This is a genomic window from Acinetobacter sp. CIP 102529, from assembly GCF_000368325.1.
Lineage (GTDB): Bacteria > Pseudomonadota > Gammaproteobacteria > Pseudomonadales > Moraxellaceae > Acinetobacter > Acinetobacter parvus.
In genome coordinates, this window is sequence record NZ_KB849355.1 from 1,440,240 (window position 1) to 1,455,970 (window position 15,731).

At 41.4% G+C, this 15,731-nt stretch carries 25 protein-coding genes; 1 reads left to right on the forward strand and 24 read right to left on the reverse strand.

Annotated elements, in window-relative coordinates:
* Window positions 1-96: 96 nt before the first annotated feature.
* The 5 genes from rrtA to F972_RS12205 form a co-directional block, all read right to left on the reverse strand.
* Window positions 97-666, reverse strand: coding sequence for a rhombosortase (rrtA, locus tag F972_RS12185; protein ID WP_004683254.1), 570 nt, complete (start codon window positions 664-666; stop codon window positions 97-99).
* An 88-nt stretch (window positions 667-754) separates the two neighbouring features.
* Window positions 755-1,837 (reverse strand): hypothetical protein, encoded by a 1,083-nt coding sequence (locus F972_RS12190; protein WP_004683255.1) that lies wholly within the window; start codon window positions 1,835-1,837, stop codon window positions 755-757.
* A gap of 345 nt (window positions 1,838-2,182) precedes the next feature.
* Window positions 2,183-2,407: a hypothetical protein gene (locus F972_RS12195; RefSeq protein ID WP_004678560.1), complete on the reverse strand. Its 225-nt coding sequence runs from the start codon at window positions 2,405-2,407 to the stop codon at window positions 2,183-2,185.
* 207 nt (window positions 2,408-2,614) lie between these two features.
* Window positions 2,615-3,010: a protein YgfX gene (locus F972_RS12200; protein WP_004683257.1), complete on the reverse strand. Its 396-nt coding sequence runs from the start codon at window positions 3,008-3,010 to the stop codon at window positions 2,615-2,617.
* Window positions 2,997-3,254 (reverse strand): FAD assembly factor SdhE, encoded by a 258-nt coding sequence (locus tag F972_RS12205; RefSeq protein ID WP_010589142.1) that lies wholly within the window; start codon window positions 3,252-3,254, stop codon window positions 2,997-2,999. The genes F972_RS12200 and F972_RS12205 overlap by 14 nt, the downstream gene beginning before the upstream one ends.
* A gap of 186 nt (window positions 3,255-3,440) precedes the next feature.
* Here F972_RS12205 and F972_RS12210 point away from each other — a divergent pair, with 186 nt between their 5' ends.
* Window positions 3,441-4,613: an acyl-CoA dehydrogenase family protein gene (locus F972_RS12210; protein WP_004683259.1), complete on the forward strand. Its 1,173-nt coding sequence runs from the start codon at window positions 3,441-3,443 to the stop codon at window positions 4,611-4,613.
* A 52-nt stretch (window positions 4,614-4,665) separates the two neighbouring features.
* Here the strand turns inward: F972_RS12210 and F972_RS12215 are convergent, their stop codons facing one another.
* The 19 genes from F972_RS12215 to rplN all read right to left on the reverse strand — a co-directional run bounded on the left by F972_RS12215 (window position 4,666) and on the right by rplN (window position 15,678).
* Window positions 4,666-5,166, reverse strand: a complete 501-nt coding sequence (locus F972_RS12215) for a DUF2059 domain-containing protein (RefSeq protein ID WP_004683260.1) — start codon at window positions 5,164-5,166, stop codon at window positions 4,666-4,668.
* 137 nt (window positions 5,167-5,303) lie between these two features.
* The gene (locus F972_RS12220) at window positions 5,304-6,794 is read right to left on the reverse strand and encodes a flavin-containing monooxygenase (protein ID WP_004683262.1); all 1,491 of its coding nucleotides are present in this window, start codon (window positions 6,792-6,794) and stop codon (window positions 5,304-5,306) included.
* 454 nt (window positions 6,795-7,248) lie between these two features.
* The gene (rplQ, locus tag F972_RS12225; RefSeq protein WP_004641032.1) at window positions 7,249-7,614 is read right to left on the reverse strand and encodes a 50S ribosomal protein L17; all 366 of its coding nucleotides are present in this window, start codon (window positions 7,612-7,614) and stop codon (window positions 7,249-7,251) included.
* An 18-nt stretch (window positions 7,615-7,632) separates the two neighbouring features.
* Window positions 7,633-8,640, reverse strand: coding sequence for a DNA-directed RNA polymerase subunit alpha (locus F972_RS12230; protein ID WP_004683263.1), 1,008 nt, complete (start codon window positions 8,638-8,640; stop codon window positions 7,633-7,635).
* 18 nt (window positions 8,641-8,658) lie between these two features.
* Complete coding sequence (rpsD, locus tag F972_RS12235; RefSeq protein WP_004678568.1) at window positions 8,659-9,285, reverse strand: 30S ribosomal protein S4; 627 nt, start codon at window positions 9,283-9,285, stop codon at window positions 8,659-8,661.
* 12 nt (window positions 9,286-9,297) lie between these two features.
* Window positions 9,298-9,684: a 30S ribosomal protein S11 gene (rpsK, locus tag F972_RS12240; RefSeq protein ID WP_001040166.1), complete on the reverse strand. Its 387-nt coding sequence runs from the start codon at window positions 9,682-9,684 to the stop codon at window positions 9,298-9,300.
* Window positions 9,685-9,703: 19 nt separating this feature from the next.
* Window positions 9,704-10,060 carry a 30S ribosomal protein S13 gene (gene rpsM, locus F972_RS12245; RefSeq protein WP_004678572.1) on the reverse strand — a complete coding sequence of 119 codons (357 nt, stop codon included), beginning with the start codon at window positions 10,058-10,060 and terminating at the stop codon, window positions 9,704-9,706.
* Between the two features lie 107 nt (window positions 10,061-10,167).
* A complete protein-coding gene (gene rpmJ, locus F972_RS15530; protein ID WP_000867907.1) occupies window positions 10,168-10,284 on the reverse strand; it encodes a 50S ribosomal protein L36 in 117 nt (38 codons plus the stop codon).
* 20 nt (window positions 10,285-10,304) lie between these two features.
* Entirely contained in the window at window positions 10,305-11,624 is a 1,320-nt protein-coding gene (secY, locus tag F972_RS12250) for a preprotein translocase subunit SecY (RefSeq protein WP_171055675.1), read from the reverse strand.
* A 45-nt stretch (window positions 11,625-11,669) separates the two neighbouring features.
* The gene (gene rplO / locus F972_RS12255; RefSeq protein WP_004683267.1) at window positions 11,670-12,110 is read right to left on the reverse strand and encodes a 50S ribosomal protein L15; all 441 of its coding nucleotides are present in this window, start codon (window positions 12,108-12,110) and stop codon (window positions 11,670-11,672) included.
* Between the two features lie 3 nt (window positions 12,111-12,113).
* A complete protein-coding gene (rpmD, locus tag F972_RS12260) occupies window positions 12,114-12,290 on the reverse strand; it encodes a 50S ribosomal protein L30 (RefSeq protein WP_000849088.1) in 177 nt (58 codons plus the stop codon).
* A 6-nt stretch (window positions 12,291-12,296) separates the two neighbouring features.
* Entirely contained in the window at window positions 12,297-12,794 is a 498-nt protein-coding gene (gene rpsE / locus F972_RS12265) for a 30S ribosomal protein S5 (protein WP_004678577.1), read from the reverse strand.
* A gap of 2 nt (window positions 12,795-12,796) precedes the next feature.
* Window positions 12,797-13,147, reverse strand: a complete 351-nt coding sequence (gene rplR, locus F972_RS12270; RefSeq protein ID WP_004683268.1) for a 50S ribosomal protein L18 — start codon at window positions 13,145-13,147, stop codon at window positions 12,797-12,799.
* A gap of 14 nt (window positions 13,148-13,161) precedes the next feature.
* Window positions 13,162-13,695, reverse strand: a complete 534-nt coding sequence (rplF, locus tag F972_RS12275; RefSeq protein ID WP_004678579.1) for a 50S ribosomal protein L6 — start codon at window positions 13,693-13,695, stop codon at window positions 13,162-13,164.
* 13 nt (window positions 13,696-13,708) lie between these two features.
* Window positions 13,709-14,104 carry a 30S ribosomal protein S8 gene (gene rpsH, locus F972_RS12280; protein ID WP_004678580.1) on the reverse strand — a complete coding sequence of 132 codons (396 nt, stop codon included), beginning with the start codon at window positions 14,102-14,104 and terminating at the stop codon, window positions 13,709-13,711.
* 11 nt (window positions 14,105-14,115) lie between these two features.
* Window positions 14,116-14,421 (reverse strand): 30S ribosomal protein S14, encoded by a 306-nt coding sequence (rpsN, locus tag F972_RS12285; protein WP_004660360.1) that lies wholly within the window; start codon window positions 14,419-14,421, stop codon window positions 14,116-14,118.
* Between the two features lie 9 nt (window positions 14,422-14,430).
* The gene (rplE, locus tag F972_RS12290) at window positions 14,431-14,967 is read right to left on the reverse strand and encodes a 50S ribosomal protein L5 (protein WP_004678582.1); all 537 of its coding nucleotides are present in this window, start codon (window positions 14,965-14,967) and stop codon (window positions 14,431-14,433) included.
* 15 nt (window positions 14,968-14,982) lie between these two features.
* The gene (gene rplX, locus F972_RS12295; protein WP_004678584.1) at window positions 14,983-15,300 is read right to left on the reverse strand and encodes a 50S ribosomal protein L24; all 318 of its coding nucleotides are present in this window, start codon (window positions 15,298-15,300) and stop codon (window positions 14,983-14,985) included.
* Window positions 15,301-15,309: 9 nt separating this feature from the next.
* Window positions 15,310-15,678 (reverse strand): 50S ribosomal protein L14, encoded by a 369-nt coding sequence (gene rplN, locus F972_RS12300; RefSeq protein WP_004657680.1) that lies wholly within the window; start codon window positions 15,676-15,678, stop codon window positions 15,310-15,312.
* Window positions 15,679-15,731: the final 53 nt, after the last annotated feature.

Sequence of the window (15,731 nt, forward strand, 5' to 3'; positions counted from 1 at the left end):
ATATGGTTGATAGAGAAATAACACCCTCTTGATAACCAATCCCTATTTAAACCGTCTAAGTTGTTGATAAGTTTGTATGAAAGTGACTTAATGTTTTTATTTCTTAATCCTTTTTAATAGCAAATAACCAAGTCCACAAAATACACCTCCAATTGCTCCAATCAAATGTGCTTCTGTTAGTACAGGACTTCCTATTAATTGTGCTGTACCTGTTTGACCAAAGGTATTTTCCCAAACAAGTTTGGCAAATATGAGCACTAAAACTAAAATTGCGAATGTTCTTTCCTTTGGATATTTTAGATAAACCAAACTTACCGCTGTATAAAGACCATGCAATACGCCTGACAAACCTGCATAAGCTTCAACATAAGGAAAGTAAAAATAAAAAATGAGGCTGATAAATGGTGGTAACAGTAATAACAACCAAACTAGATGTCTATTACGTGCATGTGGAAAAATAAAAGGTAAACAAGCAAATGCAAGCATATTCAAAAAGAAATGCATCCATCCAACATGTACCCAATGGGCTGTCCATAAACGCCAGACTTCGACCAGTACACTAGGCTTCCAATAGATGAAATGATCAGCAAAAACTTGCAGACTTGCAGAGATCGAAATACATACTGCGATCAATATGACTTTCCGTATCCATATTTGATCTTTCATTTACGTACCCCTCTTTTAAAACGAACCTTTTACATTCAACATTAACCAGTAATCTACTTAAATAATGTAAAAGGTCGTTTAATCTAGGTTACTGAGCTGGGGTCTCTTCTGCAGGAGCAGACGCACCATCCCCACCACCATCAAATAGCTCATCTAATTCTGAAGAACTTTCTTGTTTATCATCCCAGAATGTTGATAGACCTTCATCGGTAGCACGTATGCCAGTATTTTCTGTCCAGTAACGATCCGCAATTCCACGAACCATTAGACCTGCCATTTTGTCAATTAATCTAAATTGAGGGTTTGCAGGTTTATCTTCCCCTGTTGCAGCAGCATATGAACGGAATGCATCTCTAAGTTTTGCATCATCACCACTTGCTTGTGCAGCAACAGCATAAAGTGCATGTGCTAAGCGAACACCTTTTTTCTCACCAATTTGCATCGATTCTTTCATCGTTGCATAAGGTTCAGGTTTACCATCACCAGCACCTGGTAATAATGTCCAAATCACAGCACGAGTCGCCATTGGAGCGCCCCAGAACTTTTCATTATCTAGACATGCCATACCACGTTCTACAATACCCGCAATATCTTTCGGTACATTGATTGCACCACCAGAGTTAATATCATTGGTCATCGCTTGCAGACCACTTACCATCCCTAAAAGGTAAACTGTCTGATCTAAATCATTGCGCATTGTTGGGCATGAATCACCCAATTTATATTTATATTTTGATTCCCAACGATTTGCAAAAAGTTGATAACCTGCATATTGACGTTCAGCAGCAATCCCCGCCCAACGTTTTTGTTCAATACGAGCATCTTGAGCTTCAGAAACTTGACCTGCTTTCGAAGCACGCAAATAGCGGAGTTCCGCTTCTAAGGCTTTATTTTCAGCACAAATACCTGCTGAGGTATACAATAACACCGCCATACGTGTTGGATCAGCACCCATATCCTTGGTTGACATCACCGCTGGAGTTAAGGCATTACCTGAATTACACACCATTTCGGCGTCATCCATCGCCAAAATTGGTGGAACAATATGATTTTCACTAAAACTTAATGCGACATTAGCCCCTGTTTTAATGATTTGTGAACACCCTGATAATATTGATGTTGTGAGTAACGCAACCGCCACACCCTGTCCCATTTTTTGGAATTTAGACATTCTTCCTGTCCTCTAATTAATTTGTTTTTTCCTTTTAGGTGTACCTTATCAGATGCAATACCCGAATTAAAGAGTAGTTGCTCTAATTTTAACGTGGACATTTTGACACATTTCACAAATAAAAAAATTGACAGATGATTGGTAATACAAAAATTTTAGGCAAAAAAAAGTAGCATTGCGACGGTTCAGCACATGCTACTTATTAACTGGTAAAAACCTAAAACTCTTTATATTCTAGTTTTATTGAACATAATCCTTGAGTAATGTTCCAGCTCTTCCTACAACAATCGACATAACGACTGCAATTACCAGAAACATCCACATTGAAATCTCCATAGAGACCTCCTACACTTTGCGTATCCACTTTTGGTGGACACTAGATTGGCGTTCATCATCATTATTCACTGGGAGTGTGTATATTGATGACACTTTCAATCTCTTTCTCTTGGTCACTACAATTTTACGTTGATGTGATTCAAGAAGTTCCCTGAGTAAAGTTCCTGCTCTTCCTATAATGATTGCGAAAACCACTGCAATCACGAGAAACGACCATGTTGGAATTTCCATCATTTTGGACCTCCACCATACTTTACGTTGGTGTTTGTACTTTAACGAAAAGGAATACAAGTTCAGGGCTAAATTGTCTGACAATCATAATTTTCATGAATTTTTAGCGTATTTAATCTAACAATTTCAGTAAATTTTATTCAAAAGTATATTAAATAATTGATATATTTATTTTTACTAATTTTATACAGTCGTATAATTGTCGAACAATTAGAGCATTTTTATCAGTAGTTTAAGGTTTTTCCACTGTGTAACGGGCAATTGATCCCACCAAATGATGCATTTTTTGTTCTGGGACGAAGAAAAATACAGGACAATATAGCAATGATGGTCGATCATTTTCACAATTTGCCAACGCTGTACAGGAAAATCTGAATTGACAAACTCAAATGACCAATCCTGACCATGCAGATGTTCAAAACGCCTGACCTGAGGTTGCTGAAGAAACCTGAACCAGACAATGGCCATGATTCCCAGACACAGCAGCCAAATCCCCAAAGGCAGTACGTGATAAAGTAAAACTGCCAGAGAGATAAAAATTAAAAGTTGCAAAACAATCATAAATCGACTGGATTGCAACTCAAAAACACGATTAGCCATGGACATACTGTTTTAACTTTACAATCAATTCCTTGATTTCAGTTCTTGGCGCTTCACCCACTTCCATGAACCAGTCCAGCAGGTCAGGATCTTCCTGATCAACCAGTTCCGCAAACAAAGCCTTTTCTGTAGGATCTGCACTGAGATAATAGTTTTTGACGTAGGGATCAAAATACACATCAATTTCTTTTAAACCACGCCGTGAACGATAAATCACCTTACGTTCTTCAAGTGTCATTTCATCGGACATCATTTATTCCCCTATGCAACTATTTGGGCCTAGTTTACCCGATCCCCTCAAGAATTTCGCTGGGATTTTTCTCAAGTGACCAAATACATCAATCAAATTGAGCATTGATCACATTGTCCACTATTTTCAATTTCTTGTATCGTGGCAATGAATGTTTAAATCCAATACTCAAGGAAAAAATAACAAATGCAATCAGGTGCAATTCGTCCAATTCCAAATATGTTACCGCGTAAGCTATTTACTTCTGAGCATGAAGCATTCCGCGAAACAGTCCGTAAATTTTATGAGAAAGAAGTTGTTCCAAATATTGAGAAATATGAGAAACAACAGCATGTTGACCGTGATTTATGGAACAAGGCGGGTGAACTAGGCTTACTCTGTACCACCATGCCAGAACAATATGGTGGTTCAGGTGTGGATCGTCTATACAGCATGATCCTGATTGAAGAGCAGGCCTATGCTATGGACTCAAGCACAGGATTTTCCTTACATTCAGACATCGTTGCCAACTATATCAACAACTTTGGCAATGAAGAGCAAAAACAAAAATGGCTGCCTAAAATGGCGACAGGTGAAACGGTCACCGCTATTGCAATGACGGAACCAGGTACAGGCTCAGATTTACAGGCTGTACGCACCACTGCGGCACTGGATGGTGATGAATATGTGATTAATGGTTCTAAAATCTTCATCACCAATGGCTATCTCTGCGATATGGCGATTGTGGTGTGCAAGACAGGCAACAATGAAAAAGGCTCAGCAAATTTATCATTAATCATCGTTGAAGCTGATCGCGCTGGTTTTAGTAAAGGTAAACCTTTGAATAAAATCGGAATGAAAGGGCAAGATACTTGCGAATTGTTCTTTGACAATGTACGCGTACCTAAGGAAAACCTACTTGGTATGCAAGGTATGGGCTTCATCATGTTGATGAAAGAACTGGCATGGGAACGCATGTTGGTTGCGATTATTTGCCAGGCAGGTGCAGAAGCAGCATTTGCGCATACTGTTCAATACACCAAAGATCGTAAAGCATTTGGCAAAGCAATTAGTACATTCCAAAATACGCGGTTTAAATTAGCTGAATTACGTACTGAAATTGATTTCTGCCGTACTTATTTAGATCGTTGTATGGAATTACAACTCGAAGAAAGCTTAGGTGTAGATGCCGCAGCGGCAGCCAAATACAAAATTTCAGATATGTTCTCAAAAGTTGTGGATGATTGCTTACAGTTACATGGTGGCTATGGTTATATGTTGGAATATCCAATCGCCCGTGCCTATATCGACAACCGCGCCAACCGTATTTATGCAGGTACCAACGAAATCATGAAAGAGTTGATTTCCCGTACCCTATAAGCTTAAACATTCAAAAGGGGAATAGTGTTGATTCACTATTCCCTTTTTTTATTTATTTCTGTTCAGTTTTTTCAGGTTGCTGAACAGGTGCTGGATTCATGCGGGCCATCAATTGTTTAACTGTTGGGTTTTCCACATGCTGCTGCATGGTGGTGTTGAGTGCGGTACGCGCATTTTGAGTGGTGTAATGTGCCACTTCACTGCCAATTTCACTGGCTTTCTTGGCCCAGGCTTTCCCTTCTGTAGATTGATAGAATGAGAGTGCAGCCTGTAACTCTTTCTGGCTAAACGCCTCTACATAACGTTGCACAATAAACTGCTTTCTTTGTTCAGAATTGAGATTCTTGGTCAAGTCTGCATAAAACTCTGCTGGAATATCTTTAGGTAAGCGCATTTTAATTTGATTCAGGATCAACTTGTCTGTCGCTTCCAACCCCTGCTCCGTTCCATCTACCTCAACAAGTTTCTGTGCAATCACTTCCTTTTGTTTTATATCATCTGCCAAAACAGCGGTACTGAACAATAATGCCCCTAAAACCACCCATTGCTTCATTACTCTTTCCCTGATTCTCAGTTTTTTTAATGTCATCAAATATACGCGATATTTTTCTGATTGAAAGAATATCCAAAGTCATATCAATAAAAAACCCCATGTATTTACATGAGGTTCTCAATTTCACCTATGTCAGATTATGACACTAGCTTTGGCTTACGATCTGCCTGTTCACCACGCTTATGGAACTCTAAAACTCCATCATCAAACTTAGCATCTTTCAGTTCTTTGCGATCAACTAGGTAATTATTGGTGATCTTCCACGGTGCTTGTTTACCTTGTTTAGGCATCACATCAGCTGCACGTGCGATATAACCAGAAGACATTTTACCCATGATCGTGTCATTTTCACGCTGTAAAGGATCAGCGTGTGCAATCACTTCATCAAAACCATTTTTATCCATATGATTGATTAAGCGGCAGATATAATCAGCTGCAATATCAACCTTTAATGTCCATGAAGCATTGATATAACCAATGATCATCGCCATGTTAGGGACATCACTCACCATCATGCCTTGATACAGCATATGTTGAGATGTATTCATTGGTTTACCATCAATTGAACCTTGCACCCCACCTAGAATCTGAATTTCTAAACCAGTTGCCGAGATCACAATATCCGCTTCTAAATGTTTTCCAGATTTTAATTGGATACCATTTGCAGTGAATTTTTCAATTTGATCTGTTTCAACACTTGCTTTGCCTTCACGTAAAGATTTGAATAAATCACCATCAGGTACAACACATAAACGTTGATCCCACGGATTATAGCTTGGTGTAAAGTGTTTCATATCCACTTTACCCTTGAGCTGCAATTCAATACCTTTCAATAATAAACGACGGACAGTTTTCGGATATTTTTGTGCCAATGCGTAAATACCACGCTGCATACCAATATTACGCGCACGCGTAAATTTATAAGCCATTTCTTCAGACATAAATTTACGTGTTTTTTCATAAATAAAGTCAATTGAAGGAACTGTTGCAATATAGGTTGGTGAACGTTGTAACATCGTCACGTGTCCCGCCCCACCCTTGACCATTGAAGGTACAAGGGTAATTGCAGTTGCACCACTGCCGATGATCACAACTTTCTTACCCGTGTAATCTAAATTTTCTGGCCAGTGTTGCGGATGAATAAACTGACCTTTGAAATCTTCTTGTTTAGGGAATTTAGGTGCATAACCTTGATCATAGTTATAGTAACCTGTACAACCCATGACAAAGTTGGCTGACCAAATTTGTTTTTTCTTGTTGTTATCTTCGATCTCAACTAACCATTTTTTCTTTGTAGAATCATAGTTTGCTGAAAGAACACGATGGCCAAAGTGAATTTTATCTTTTAACTGATTTTCACTAATGACATCACTTAAATAACCTTTGATCTCAGCGCCGCTAGCTAATACTTTATCTTTTGCCCATGGCTTGAAGTTAAAACCAAAAGTTGACATATCCGAATCAGAACGAATACCAGGGTAACGAAAGAGATCCCATGTTCCGCCAAAACTATCACGACGTTCTAAGATTTCGAATTTACGCTGTGGACACTTCTTAGAGAGATGCACAGCCAATCCAATCCCAGAGATACCTGCACCAATAATTAATATATCAACTTGCTTTTCCATTTTTTTTATACCCTGTGTAAATCATGTCTTTATTAAAGCACAAATTTGACAATACACAATGTCAAGTTTGATCATTCATCGGTTTTTTTATATCAGTTCGGGACATTTTGAGAAAAAAAGTGGTAAAAAAATCCTGAGATTTTTGCTTGGGTTTAGCTTTTGGTCATGTTTATAGGGTTAAAAATAAATCTGCTTTCTACGCTTCATTATCATCACATTCTTTTAACCATAAAATAATACTGAGGACAGATGACCATAGCTCTGCCTAATGAAACATTTTTAGCTAAAATTAACTTAATATACGGTCCGATCACAGAAAAATGGTTCATTCAATCTGATCTAATCGTTATATAAACCAGAAAATATGGCTTAATCTCATTTAAGATAGATAATAAAAAAGGTCGGAATAAACCGACCTTTTTTGGAACAACTGACTGTTCTACACGTAGAAGTATTATTTTACTTCACGGTCTACAAGTTCAACGTAAGCCATCGGTGCAGCATCACCTGCACGGAAGCCCGCTTTAAGAACTCGAAGATAACCGCCGTTACGTTCTTTGTAACGAGGGCCAAGAACGGTAAATAATTTACCAACAGTTGCTGCTGAACGAGTACGAGCAAACGCTAAACGACGGTTTGCAACAGTATCGTTTTTAGCTAAAGTGATTAAAGGCTCAGCAACACGACGAAGTTCTTTCGCCTTAGGCAAAGTTGTCTTAATTAACTCATGCTCTACTAAAGCATTTGTTAAGTTTTGAAACAACGCCTTACGGTGGCTGCTTGTACGGCCTAATTTCACACCACTATTACGATGACGCATGGTGATAGTCCTACTTAATTAACGGCTACGATAGGCAAATCGGTCATCCATACGGAGACTAGCTGGTGGCCAGTTCTCTAAACGCATGCCGAGTTGTAAACCTTTCGATGCCAAAACATCTTTGATCTCTGTTAACGATTTTTTACCTAAGTTAGGAGTTTTTAACAACTCAACTTCAGTACGTTGAACAAGATCACCAATGTAGTAAATATTTTCTGCCTTCAAACAGTTAGCAGAACGAACAGTAAGCTCGAGATCATCTACTGGACGAAGCAAAATTGGGTCAACTTCTTCGCGAGGCTCTTGAGCAACAGGGGTTTGATCTTTCTGAAGATCAACAAAAATTGCAATTTGTTGTTGCAAGATTGTTGCCGCTTTGCGGATCGCTTCCTCAGGATCAACCGTTCCGTTAGTCTCAAGATCGATCACTAACTTATCAAGATCGGTACGTTGTTCTACACGCGCATTTTCTACTGTATAAGAAACACGCTTGATTGGGCTATAAGAAGCATCTAACTGTAAACGACCTACAGGACGTGTTTCACCTTCTGGGAAACGAGAGTCAGATGTCTCATAACCACGACCTTGAGCCACTTTAAGGCGCATTTTCAATGAACCAGAAGAACTCAAAGTACCGATTAAATGATCAGGGTTAACCACTTCAACATTGTGAGGCAAACGGAGGTCAGCTGCTGTTATGTCACCTGCACCCTGCTTTTCCAATGTTAAATATGCTTCGTTTTGATCGAACAGCTTAATAGACAATCCTTTTAGGTTCAGCAAGAGCTCGACGATGTCCTGCTGCAAGCCTTCTAAAGTACTGTACTCGTGCTCGACGCCTTCTATTTCTACTTCAACCACAGCAGCGCCAGGCAAAGAAGACAATAGAATGCGACGTAAAGCATTACCTAGAGTATGACCAAAGCCACGCTCCAAAGGTTCCAGAATCACTTTTGCCGAGGTCCCGCTCACCGCTTCGACCTTGATCGCTTGCGGAGTTAGAAACTCGTTTGCAGTACGCGTCATTTATTGCTACCTCAAGGATTATTTAGAATACAATTCTACAATCAAGCTTTCGTTGATTTCAGCAGGTAGATCAGAACGATCAGGTGCAGCTTTGAACGTACCTTCTAACTTAGAATGATCAACTTCCATCCAAGCAGGGAGACCACGTTGAGCAGCTAATTCAATTGCATTTTTGATACGCAATTGTTGTTTAGCACCCTCATGAACAGCAATTACATCACCCGCTTTTACTTGAATAGACGCAATGTTTACACGACGGCCATTTAAAGTAATAGAACGGTGACTAACTAACTGACGAGCTTCTGCACGTGTAGAACCAAAACCCATGCGATAAACAACGTTGTCCAGACGGCTTTCAAGCAATTTCAACAAGTTTTCACCTGTTGCACCTTTAACACGAGCTGCTTCTTTATAGTAGTTACTAAATTGACGCTCTAACACACCGTACATACGACGTACTTTTTGTTTTTCACGTAATTGTAGTGAATACTCAGATTGTTTACCACCACGAGCCGCACCATGTTGACCAGGTGCTTTGTTCGCTTTTTTAGTTTTTACATCAAACGGTTTAACGCCTGATTTAAGTTGCAGGTCTGTCCCTTCGCGACGAGAGAGTTTGCATTTTGGACCAATATAACGAGCCATGAATGTTTCTCCTTACACGCGACGTTTTTTAGGTGGACGGCAACCGTTGTGAGGAATTGGTGTCACATCGGTAATGCTGTTAATCTTATAACCCACTGCGCCTAATGCACGAACCGCAGACTCACGACCTGGACCAGGACCTTTTACAAGGACATCCAGATTTTTCAAACCGTAATCCAAAGCTGCTTTACCAGCAACTTCAGCAGCTACCTGGGCAGCGAACGGAGTTGATTTACGTGAACCACGGAAGCCTTGTCCACCTGAGGTGGCCCAAGCCAATGCATTACCTTGACGATCGGTAATCGTTACAATGGTGTTATTAAAAGACGCGTGAATGTGTGCAACACCTTCAGAGACGGTACGAGTGACCTTCTTGCGTGTGCGAGTATCTTTAGCCATCTTTTAGCTTCCAGAAATCTTACTTTTTAATCGGTTTGCGCGGACCTTTACGGGTACGTGCGTTAGTTTTGGTGCGTTGTCCGCGAACAGGCAAGCTGCGACGATGACGAAGACCGCGGTAGCAGCCTAAATCCATTAAACGTTTGATGTTCATGGAAATTTCGCGACGTAAATCACCTTCGGTCGGAACCTTGGCAACTTCTGCACGAATCGCATCAAGCTGAGCATCATCTAATTCACGAATTTTAGTAGTAGTAGAAATGCCTGCAGCAGCTAAAATGTTTTTAGCAGTGTGGCGACCGATACCAAAAATATACGTGAGAGAGATAACAGCATGCTTGTTATCCGGAATGTTTACACCGGCAATACGAGCCATTCAATTTTCTCCAAAAAGGCAGTCAAGATAATCAACCGCCCCACAAAAATCTTGAGGGGCGGATAATAACCTAATTAGCCTACTGAAATCAACAGGTCTTAATTAAATTAACCTTGACGCTGCTTATGACGAGGTTCTGCGCTACAAATCACGCGAATAACCCCATTACGACGGATAACTTTGCAGCTACCACAAATTTTCTTTACAGAAGCTTGTACTTTCATGATGAAACCTCTAAGTGCGCTTATCCCTTAGGATGAGCAGTCGTTTTTCTCATTAACGTTTGGTCATCATATTGATGCGAAGTAAGGTGCGCCTGAAGTTGCGCCATAAAGTCCATTACCACGACCACCACAATCAGCAACGATGTTCCACCTAAATGGAATGGAATACCAAATGAACTTTGCAGCACCATCGGCATCAAGCATACGACTGTAATGTAAATTGCACCAATAAATGTCAAACGGTTAAGAATATGATCTAAATAACGAGCCGTTTGCTCACCTGGGCGGATACCAGGCACATATGCTCCGCTACGCTTTAAGTTTTCTGAAACTTCTTTCGGGCTGAACACCAGCGCAGTATAGAAATAACAGAAGAAAATAATTAACGCGCCAAAGAGCATTAAATACAACGGCTGTCCAGGCGATAACACCAATGCCAGATCTTGCAGACTACGTTTTACAATCCCTGCATTTGGATCAGCACTTCCCAACCACTGTCCCAAGCTCGCTGGAAATAGTAACAATGAGCTTGCAAAAATTGCTGGAATTACACCTGCCATGTTAATTTTTAATGGTAAATGTGTTTGCTGTGCAGTAAATACACGACGACCCTGTTGTTTTTGAGCATAGTTTACTGGAATACGACGCTGTGCCTTTTCAATAAACACAATCGCAGCGAGGACTGCCAACGATAATAAACCGAATACAGCTAAACCAATTAAACTACCCTGACCATTATGAACAGACGAAAACGACTGAATCACGAGATTTGGCAAACCTGCCACAATACCCGCAAAAATGATCATGGAGATGCCATTACCAATACCACGTTCGGTAATTTGTTCTCCCAGCCACATCAAAAACATTGTTCCCGCAACCAGCGAAGTGACTGCTGGAACATAGAATGCCAGGCCTGAGGTCAGGGTAATTCCCTGACTAATCAGCCCTGCACACATACCCACCCCTTGCACAAGTGCAAGCAGCAGGGTGCCGTAACGCGTATATTGATTGATCTTACGCTTGCCCTGTTCGCCTTCTTTTTTCAAAGCTTCCAGCGAAGGAACCACCGTTGACATCAACTGCACGATAATCGATGCAGAGATATAAGGCATGATTCCCAACGCCAGAATTGACATGCGTTCCAACGCACCGCCAGAGAACATGTTAAATAAACCTAAGAAAGTACCTTCATTAGCTTTAAAAAACTGTGCTAGCGCTACGTTATCAATACCTGGCAACGGAATATGCGCTCCTAGTCGAAAGACCAATAACGCGCCAATCAAAAACATTAATCGACGAATAATTTCACGGTATTTCACATGAAATGGTTGGCCTTTCATCATGTTTACATGACCTGAAGAACTAGGAGTCATAGACACTCGAGATTACTCCTCGACTTTACCGCCAGCAGCTTCAACAGCAGCTTTAGCGCCTTTAGTCAACACAACACCTTGTACAGTGAATGCGCGAGTGATTTCACCAGAAAGCACGATGCGAGCACGAATTTGGTCACGACGAACAACATTCGCAGCTTTTAAAGTTTCAAGGCTAACAACATCACCTTCAACCTTATTCAACTCAGACAAGCGTACTTCAGCAGTTTTCAAAGCGATTTGGCTAGTGAAACCGAATTTTGGTAAACGACGATATAACGCTGTTTGACCGCCTTCAAAACCTGGACGAGTACCACCACTTTTACGTGAGTTTTGACCCTTGATACCACGACCACCAGTCTTACCAACGCCAGAACCGATACCACGACCCAGACGACGATTTTCACGCTTAGCACCTTCAGCAGGCGCAAGTTCATTTAAACGCAGAGTCATGGCTTATTCCTCTACACTAACCATATAGTAAACTTTGTTGATCATACCACGGTTAGAAGGCGTATCTTGCACTTCCACAGTATGACCAATACGACGCAGACCTAGACCTTGTAAGCAAAGTTTATGATTTTTTAAACGATGCGAAGAAGATTTAGTCTGGGTAACTTTAATCGTTTTCATGATTGATTACCCTTGAATTTCTTCTACTGAAAGACCACGTTTCGCAGCGACTTTCTCAGGAGAAGTCATATCACGCAAACCTTTAAAAGTTGCGTTAACTACGTTAGCAGCGTTTGTAGAACCATAGCATTTTGTCAATACGTTATGTACGCCAACAGCTTCTAGAACTGCACGCATAGCACCACCAGCAATTACACCAGTACCTTCAGAAGCAGGCTGCATGTAAACGCGGCTTGCACCGTGACGAGCATTAATAGGGTGTTGTACAGTACCGTTAACAAGATCAACAGTAATCATGTTACGACGCGCAGCTTCAAGTGCTTTAGCAATAGCAGCTGGAACTTCACGCGCTTTACCACGACCAAAACCGACGCGACCATTACCATCACCCACAACAGTTAATGCTGTGAAAGAGAAGATACGACCACCCTTAACAACTTTGGCTACACGATCAACGGCAACCAGCTTTTCAACAAGACCTTCGTTTTGTTCAACTTTAGCCATGATTAGAACTCCAAGCCGTTTTCACGAGCAGCATCAGCCAAGGCTTTGATACGACCATGATATTTAAAACCAGAACGATCAAATGCAACTTTCGTTACACCTGCTGCTTTCGCACGTTCTGCGATTAAAGCACCAACTTTTGTTGCTGCATCGATGTTACCAGTCGCACCGCTACGCAATGATGCATCCAAAGTTGAAGCTTGCGCTAAAACTTTGCCACCATCTGCTGAGATAACTTGTGCATAGATGTGACGCGGCGTGCGGTTGACACACAAACGAGTCGCACCCAATGCACGAATGTGCAAGCGTGTGCTTTTCGCACGACGCAAACGGGATTGTTTCTTTTCGTTCATAAGAACCTCGCGCCTTATTTCTTCTTAGCTTCTTTACGAAGAATAACTTCATCCGAATAACGAACACCTTTACCTTTATATGGTTCAGGAGAACGGTACGCACGGATTTCCGCTGCCACTTGACCTAACAACTGCTTGTTTGCTGATTTCAGGATGATTTCAGTCGCAGTTGGAGTTTCCGCTGTTACCCCTTCAGGTAAAGCGTAGTCAATTGGGTGTGAGTAACCGAGTGCCAGGTTAACAACGTCACCTTTCACCGCAGCTTTATAACCAACACCAACGAGCTGTAACTTACGTTCGAAGCCTTCGCTAACACCTTTTACAAGGTTATTCAATACAGCGCGAGCAGTACCAGCCTGCATCCAGGCATCTTTCGACTCTTTCACTGGAGCAAGTTGAAGTTTACCTTCTTCCTGTTTAAGCTCGACCAGCGCATGCAGGTTGAAAGACAATGTACCTTTGCTGCCTTTCACTTCGACCTGCCGGCCGTTCTGAGTAACTGTTACACTATTAGGTACAGTTACTGGGGCTTTAGCCACACGAGACATGAGGAATCACCTATTAAGAAACAAAAGCAATAACTTCACCACCAATGCCCGCAGCACGTGCAGCGCGATCAGTCATGATGCCTTTGCTTGTAGAAACAATTGCAATACCTAAACCTTGCTTAACGCTTGGAAGTTTATCTTTACCACGGTATTGGCGAAGACCTGGACGGCTTACGCGCTTAACCACTTCGATAACTGGTTTGCCTTCGAAATATTTTAACGTAATAGTCAAAGTAGATTTTGTCTCTTCTTGAGCCACTTCTACGTTTGAAATATAACCTTCTTGTTGAAGTACGTTTGCAATAGCAACTTTCAACTTAGAAGAAGGCATAGAAACAGTTTGTTTCTTTGCCATTTGTGCGTTACGAACACGGGTTAGCATGTCGGCAACGGTATCTTGCATACTCATTTAGTCGCTCCTTACCAGCTTGCTTTAACAACGCCTGGTACATCACCCTGCATTACTGTATCGCGTAATTTGTTACGGCTTAAACCGAACTTACGGAAGTAACCATGAGGACGACCAGTTAAACCACAGCGGTTACGAAGACGTACTGGAGATGCATTACGTGGTAATGCTTGTAACTTCATCATCGCTTCGAAACGTTCTTCGTCACTTGCATTTACGTTTGCAATCGTTGCTTTTAATTCAGCACGTTTTGCAGCGTATTTAGCAACTGTCTTTTCGCGTTTCAATTCGCGATTAATCATACCTTTCTTAGCCATATCGACCTCTTATTTGAACGGGAAGCCGAATGCACGCATAAGCGCACGGCCTTCGTCATCGCTACGAGCAGTGGTCGTAATCGTGATGTCTAAACCACGGATACGATCAATTTTGTCAAAATCGATTTCAGGGAAAACGATCTGCTCTTTTAAACCCATAGAGTAGTTACCACGACCATCAAATGATTTCGAAGAGAAACCACGGAAGTCACGGATACGAGGGATTGCGATCGAGATCAAACGATCCAGGAATTCGTACATTTGGTCGCCACGTAAAGTAACTTTACAACCAATTGGCCAACCATCACGGATTTTGAAACCAGCGATTGATTTACGCGCAAGGGTCACAACTGGCTTTTGACCAGCAATGAGTTGCATATCAGCCACAGCACCTTCCAATAATTTCTTATCAGTTGCAGCTGCGCCTACACCCATGTTCAGGGTGATTTTAGTGATGCGAGGAATCTCCATCACATTCTTAATGCCAAGTTCTTCTTTTAACTTCGCTTTAAGTTCGTCATTGTAACGTGCTTTAAGTCTGGCCATTGCCTTTTCAACCTATTACTTCGCTGCCGCCACTGATTCACCATTTGATTTATAAACACGAGTTTTCGTGCCATCAATCACTTGGTAACCAACACGGTCAGCCTTTTGGGTTGTAGCATTAAAAATTGCCACGTTTGAAATATGAAGCGTCGCCTCTTGTGTTACGATGCCGCCTTCAGCGCCAGTAGCACGGTTTGGTTTTTGATGCTTCTTCACTAAGTTAAGGCCTTCAACCTTAACTCGGTCTTCAGAAACAGACAAAACAGTACCCTGTTTGCCTTTTTCTTTACCTGCGATCACAATTACTTGATCGCCTTTTTTAATCTTAGCCATGATTGCCTCTTATAGAACTTCAGGAGCCAATGAAATGATTTTCATGAACTGTTCAGTACGAAGTTCACGAGTCACTGGTCCGAAGATACGAGTCGCAATCGGAGCTTTGTTGTTGTTCAAAATAACAGCAGCGTTATCGTCGAAACGAATCACTGAACCGTCTGGACGACGGATGCCAAATTTTGTACGAACAACTACAGCATTCATCACGTCACCTTTTTTAACACGTGCGCGTGGAATTGCTTCTTTTACAGTAACTTTAATAATGTCGCCAACAGAAGCATAACGACGATGTGAACCACCTAGTACTTTGATACATTGTACGCGGCGTGCACCACTGTTGTCTGCTACGTCGAGCATACTTTCGGTTTGAATCATTGCCCTACTCCAAAACCGAGCATCACCGGTCGCAATTTCGAAAGGCTCAAAGA

Coding starts and splice junctions, on each gene's coding strand:
- rrtA (WP_004683254.1), bottom strand. CDS start 666: ATGAAAGATCAAATATGGATACGGAAAGTCATATTGATCGCAGTATGT.
- F972_RS12190 (WP_004683255.1), bottom strand. CDS start 1,837: ATGTCTAAATTCCAAAAAATGGGACAGGGTGTGGCGGTTGCGTTACTC.
- F972_RS12195 (WP_004678560.1), bottom strand. CDS start 2,407: ATGATGGAAATTCCAACATGGTCGTTTCTCGTGATTGCAGTGGTTTTC.
- F972_RS12200 (WP_004683257.1), bottom strand. CDS start 3,010: ATGTCCATGGCTAATCGTGTTTTTGAGTTGCAATCCAGTCGATTTATG.
- F972_RS12205 (WP_010589142.1), bottom strand. CDS start 3,254: ATGTCCGATGAAATGACACTTGAAGAACGTAAGGTGATTTATCGTTCA.
- F972_RS12210 (WP_004683259.1), top strand. CDS start 3,441: ATGCAATCAGGTGCAATTCGTCCAATTCCAAATATGTTACCGCGTAAG.
- F972_RS12215 (WP_004683260.1), bottom strand. CDS start 5,166: ATGAAGCAATGGGTGGTTTTAGGGGCATTATTGTTCAGTACCGCTGTT.
- F972_RS12220 (WP_004683262.1), bottom strand. CDS start 6,794: ATGGAAAAGCAAGTTGATATATTAATTATTGGTGCAGGTATCTCTGGG.
- rplQ (WP_004641032.1), bottom strand. CDS start 7,614: ATGCGTCATCGTAATAGTGGTGTGAAATTAGGCCGTACAAGCAGCCAC.
- F972_RS12230 (WP_004683263.1), bottom strand. CDS start 8,640: ATGACGCGTACTGCAAACGAGTTTCTAACTCCGCAAGCGATCAAGGTC.
- rpsD (WP_004678568.1), bottom strand. CDS start 9,285: ATGGCTCGTTATATTGGTCCAAAATGCAAACTCTCTCGTCGCGAAGGG.
- rpsK (WP_001040166.1), bottom strand. CDS start 9,684: ATGGCTAAAGATACTCGCACACGCAAGAAGGTCACTCGTACCGTCTCT.
- rpsM (WP_004678572.1), bottom strand. CDS start 10,060: ATGGCTCGTATTGCCGGTGTAAACATTCCGGATAACAAGCATGCTGTT.
- rpmJ (WP_000867907.1), bottom strand. CDS start 10,284: ATGAAAGTACAAGCTTCTGTAAAGAAAATTTGTGGTAGCTGCAAAGTT.
- secY (WP_171055675.1), bottom strand. CDS start 11,624: ATGAAAGGCCAACCATTTCATGTGAAATACCGTGAAATTATTCGTCGA.
- rplO (WP_004683267.1), bottom strand. CDS start 12,110: ATGACTCTGCGTTTAAATGAACTTGCGCCTGCTGAAGGTGCTAAGCGT.
- rpmD (WP_000849088.1), bottom strand. CDS start 12,290: ATGAAAACGATTAAAGTTACCCAGACTAAATCTTCTTCGCATCGTTTA.
- rpsE (WP_004678577.1), bottom strand. CDS start 12,794: ATGGCTAAAGTTGAACAAAACGAAGGTCTTGTTGAAAAGCTGGTTGCC.
- rplR (WP_004683268.1), bottom strand. CDS start 13,147: ATGAACGAAAAGAAACAATCCCGTTTGCGTCGTGCGAAAAGCACACGC.
- rplF (WP_004678579.1), bottom strand. CDS start 13,695: ATGTCTCGTGTGGCTAAAGCCCCAGTAACTGTACCTAATAGTGTAACA.
- rpsH (WP_004678580.1), bottom strand. CDS start 14,104: ATGAGTATGCAAGATACCGTTGCCGACATGCTAACCCGTGTTCGTAAC.
- rpsN (WP_004660360.1), bottom strand. CDS start 14,421: ATGGCTAAGAAAGGTATGATTAATCGCGAATTGAAACGCGAAAAGACA.
- rplE (WP_004678582.1), bottom strand. CDS start 14,967: ATGGCCAGACTTAAAGCACGTTACAATGACGAACTTAAAGCGAAGTTA.
- rplX (WP_004678584.1), bottom strand. CDS start 15,300: ATGGCTAAGATTAAAAAAGGCGATCAAGTAATTGTGATCGCAGGTAAA.
- rplN (WP_004657680.1), bottom strand. CDS start 15,678: ATGATTCAAACCGAAAGTATGCTCGACGTAGCAGACAACAGTGGTGCA.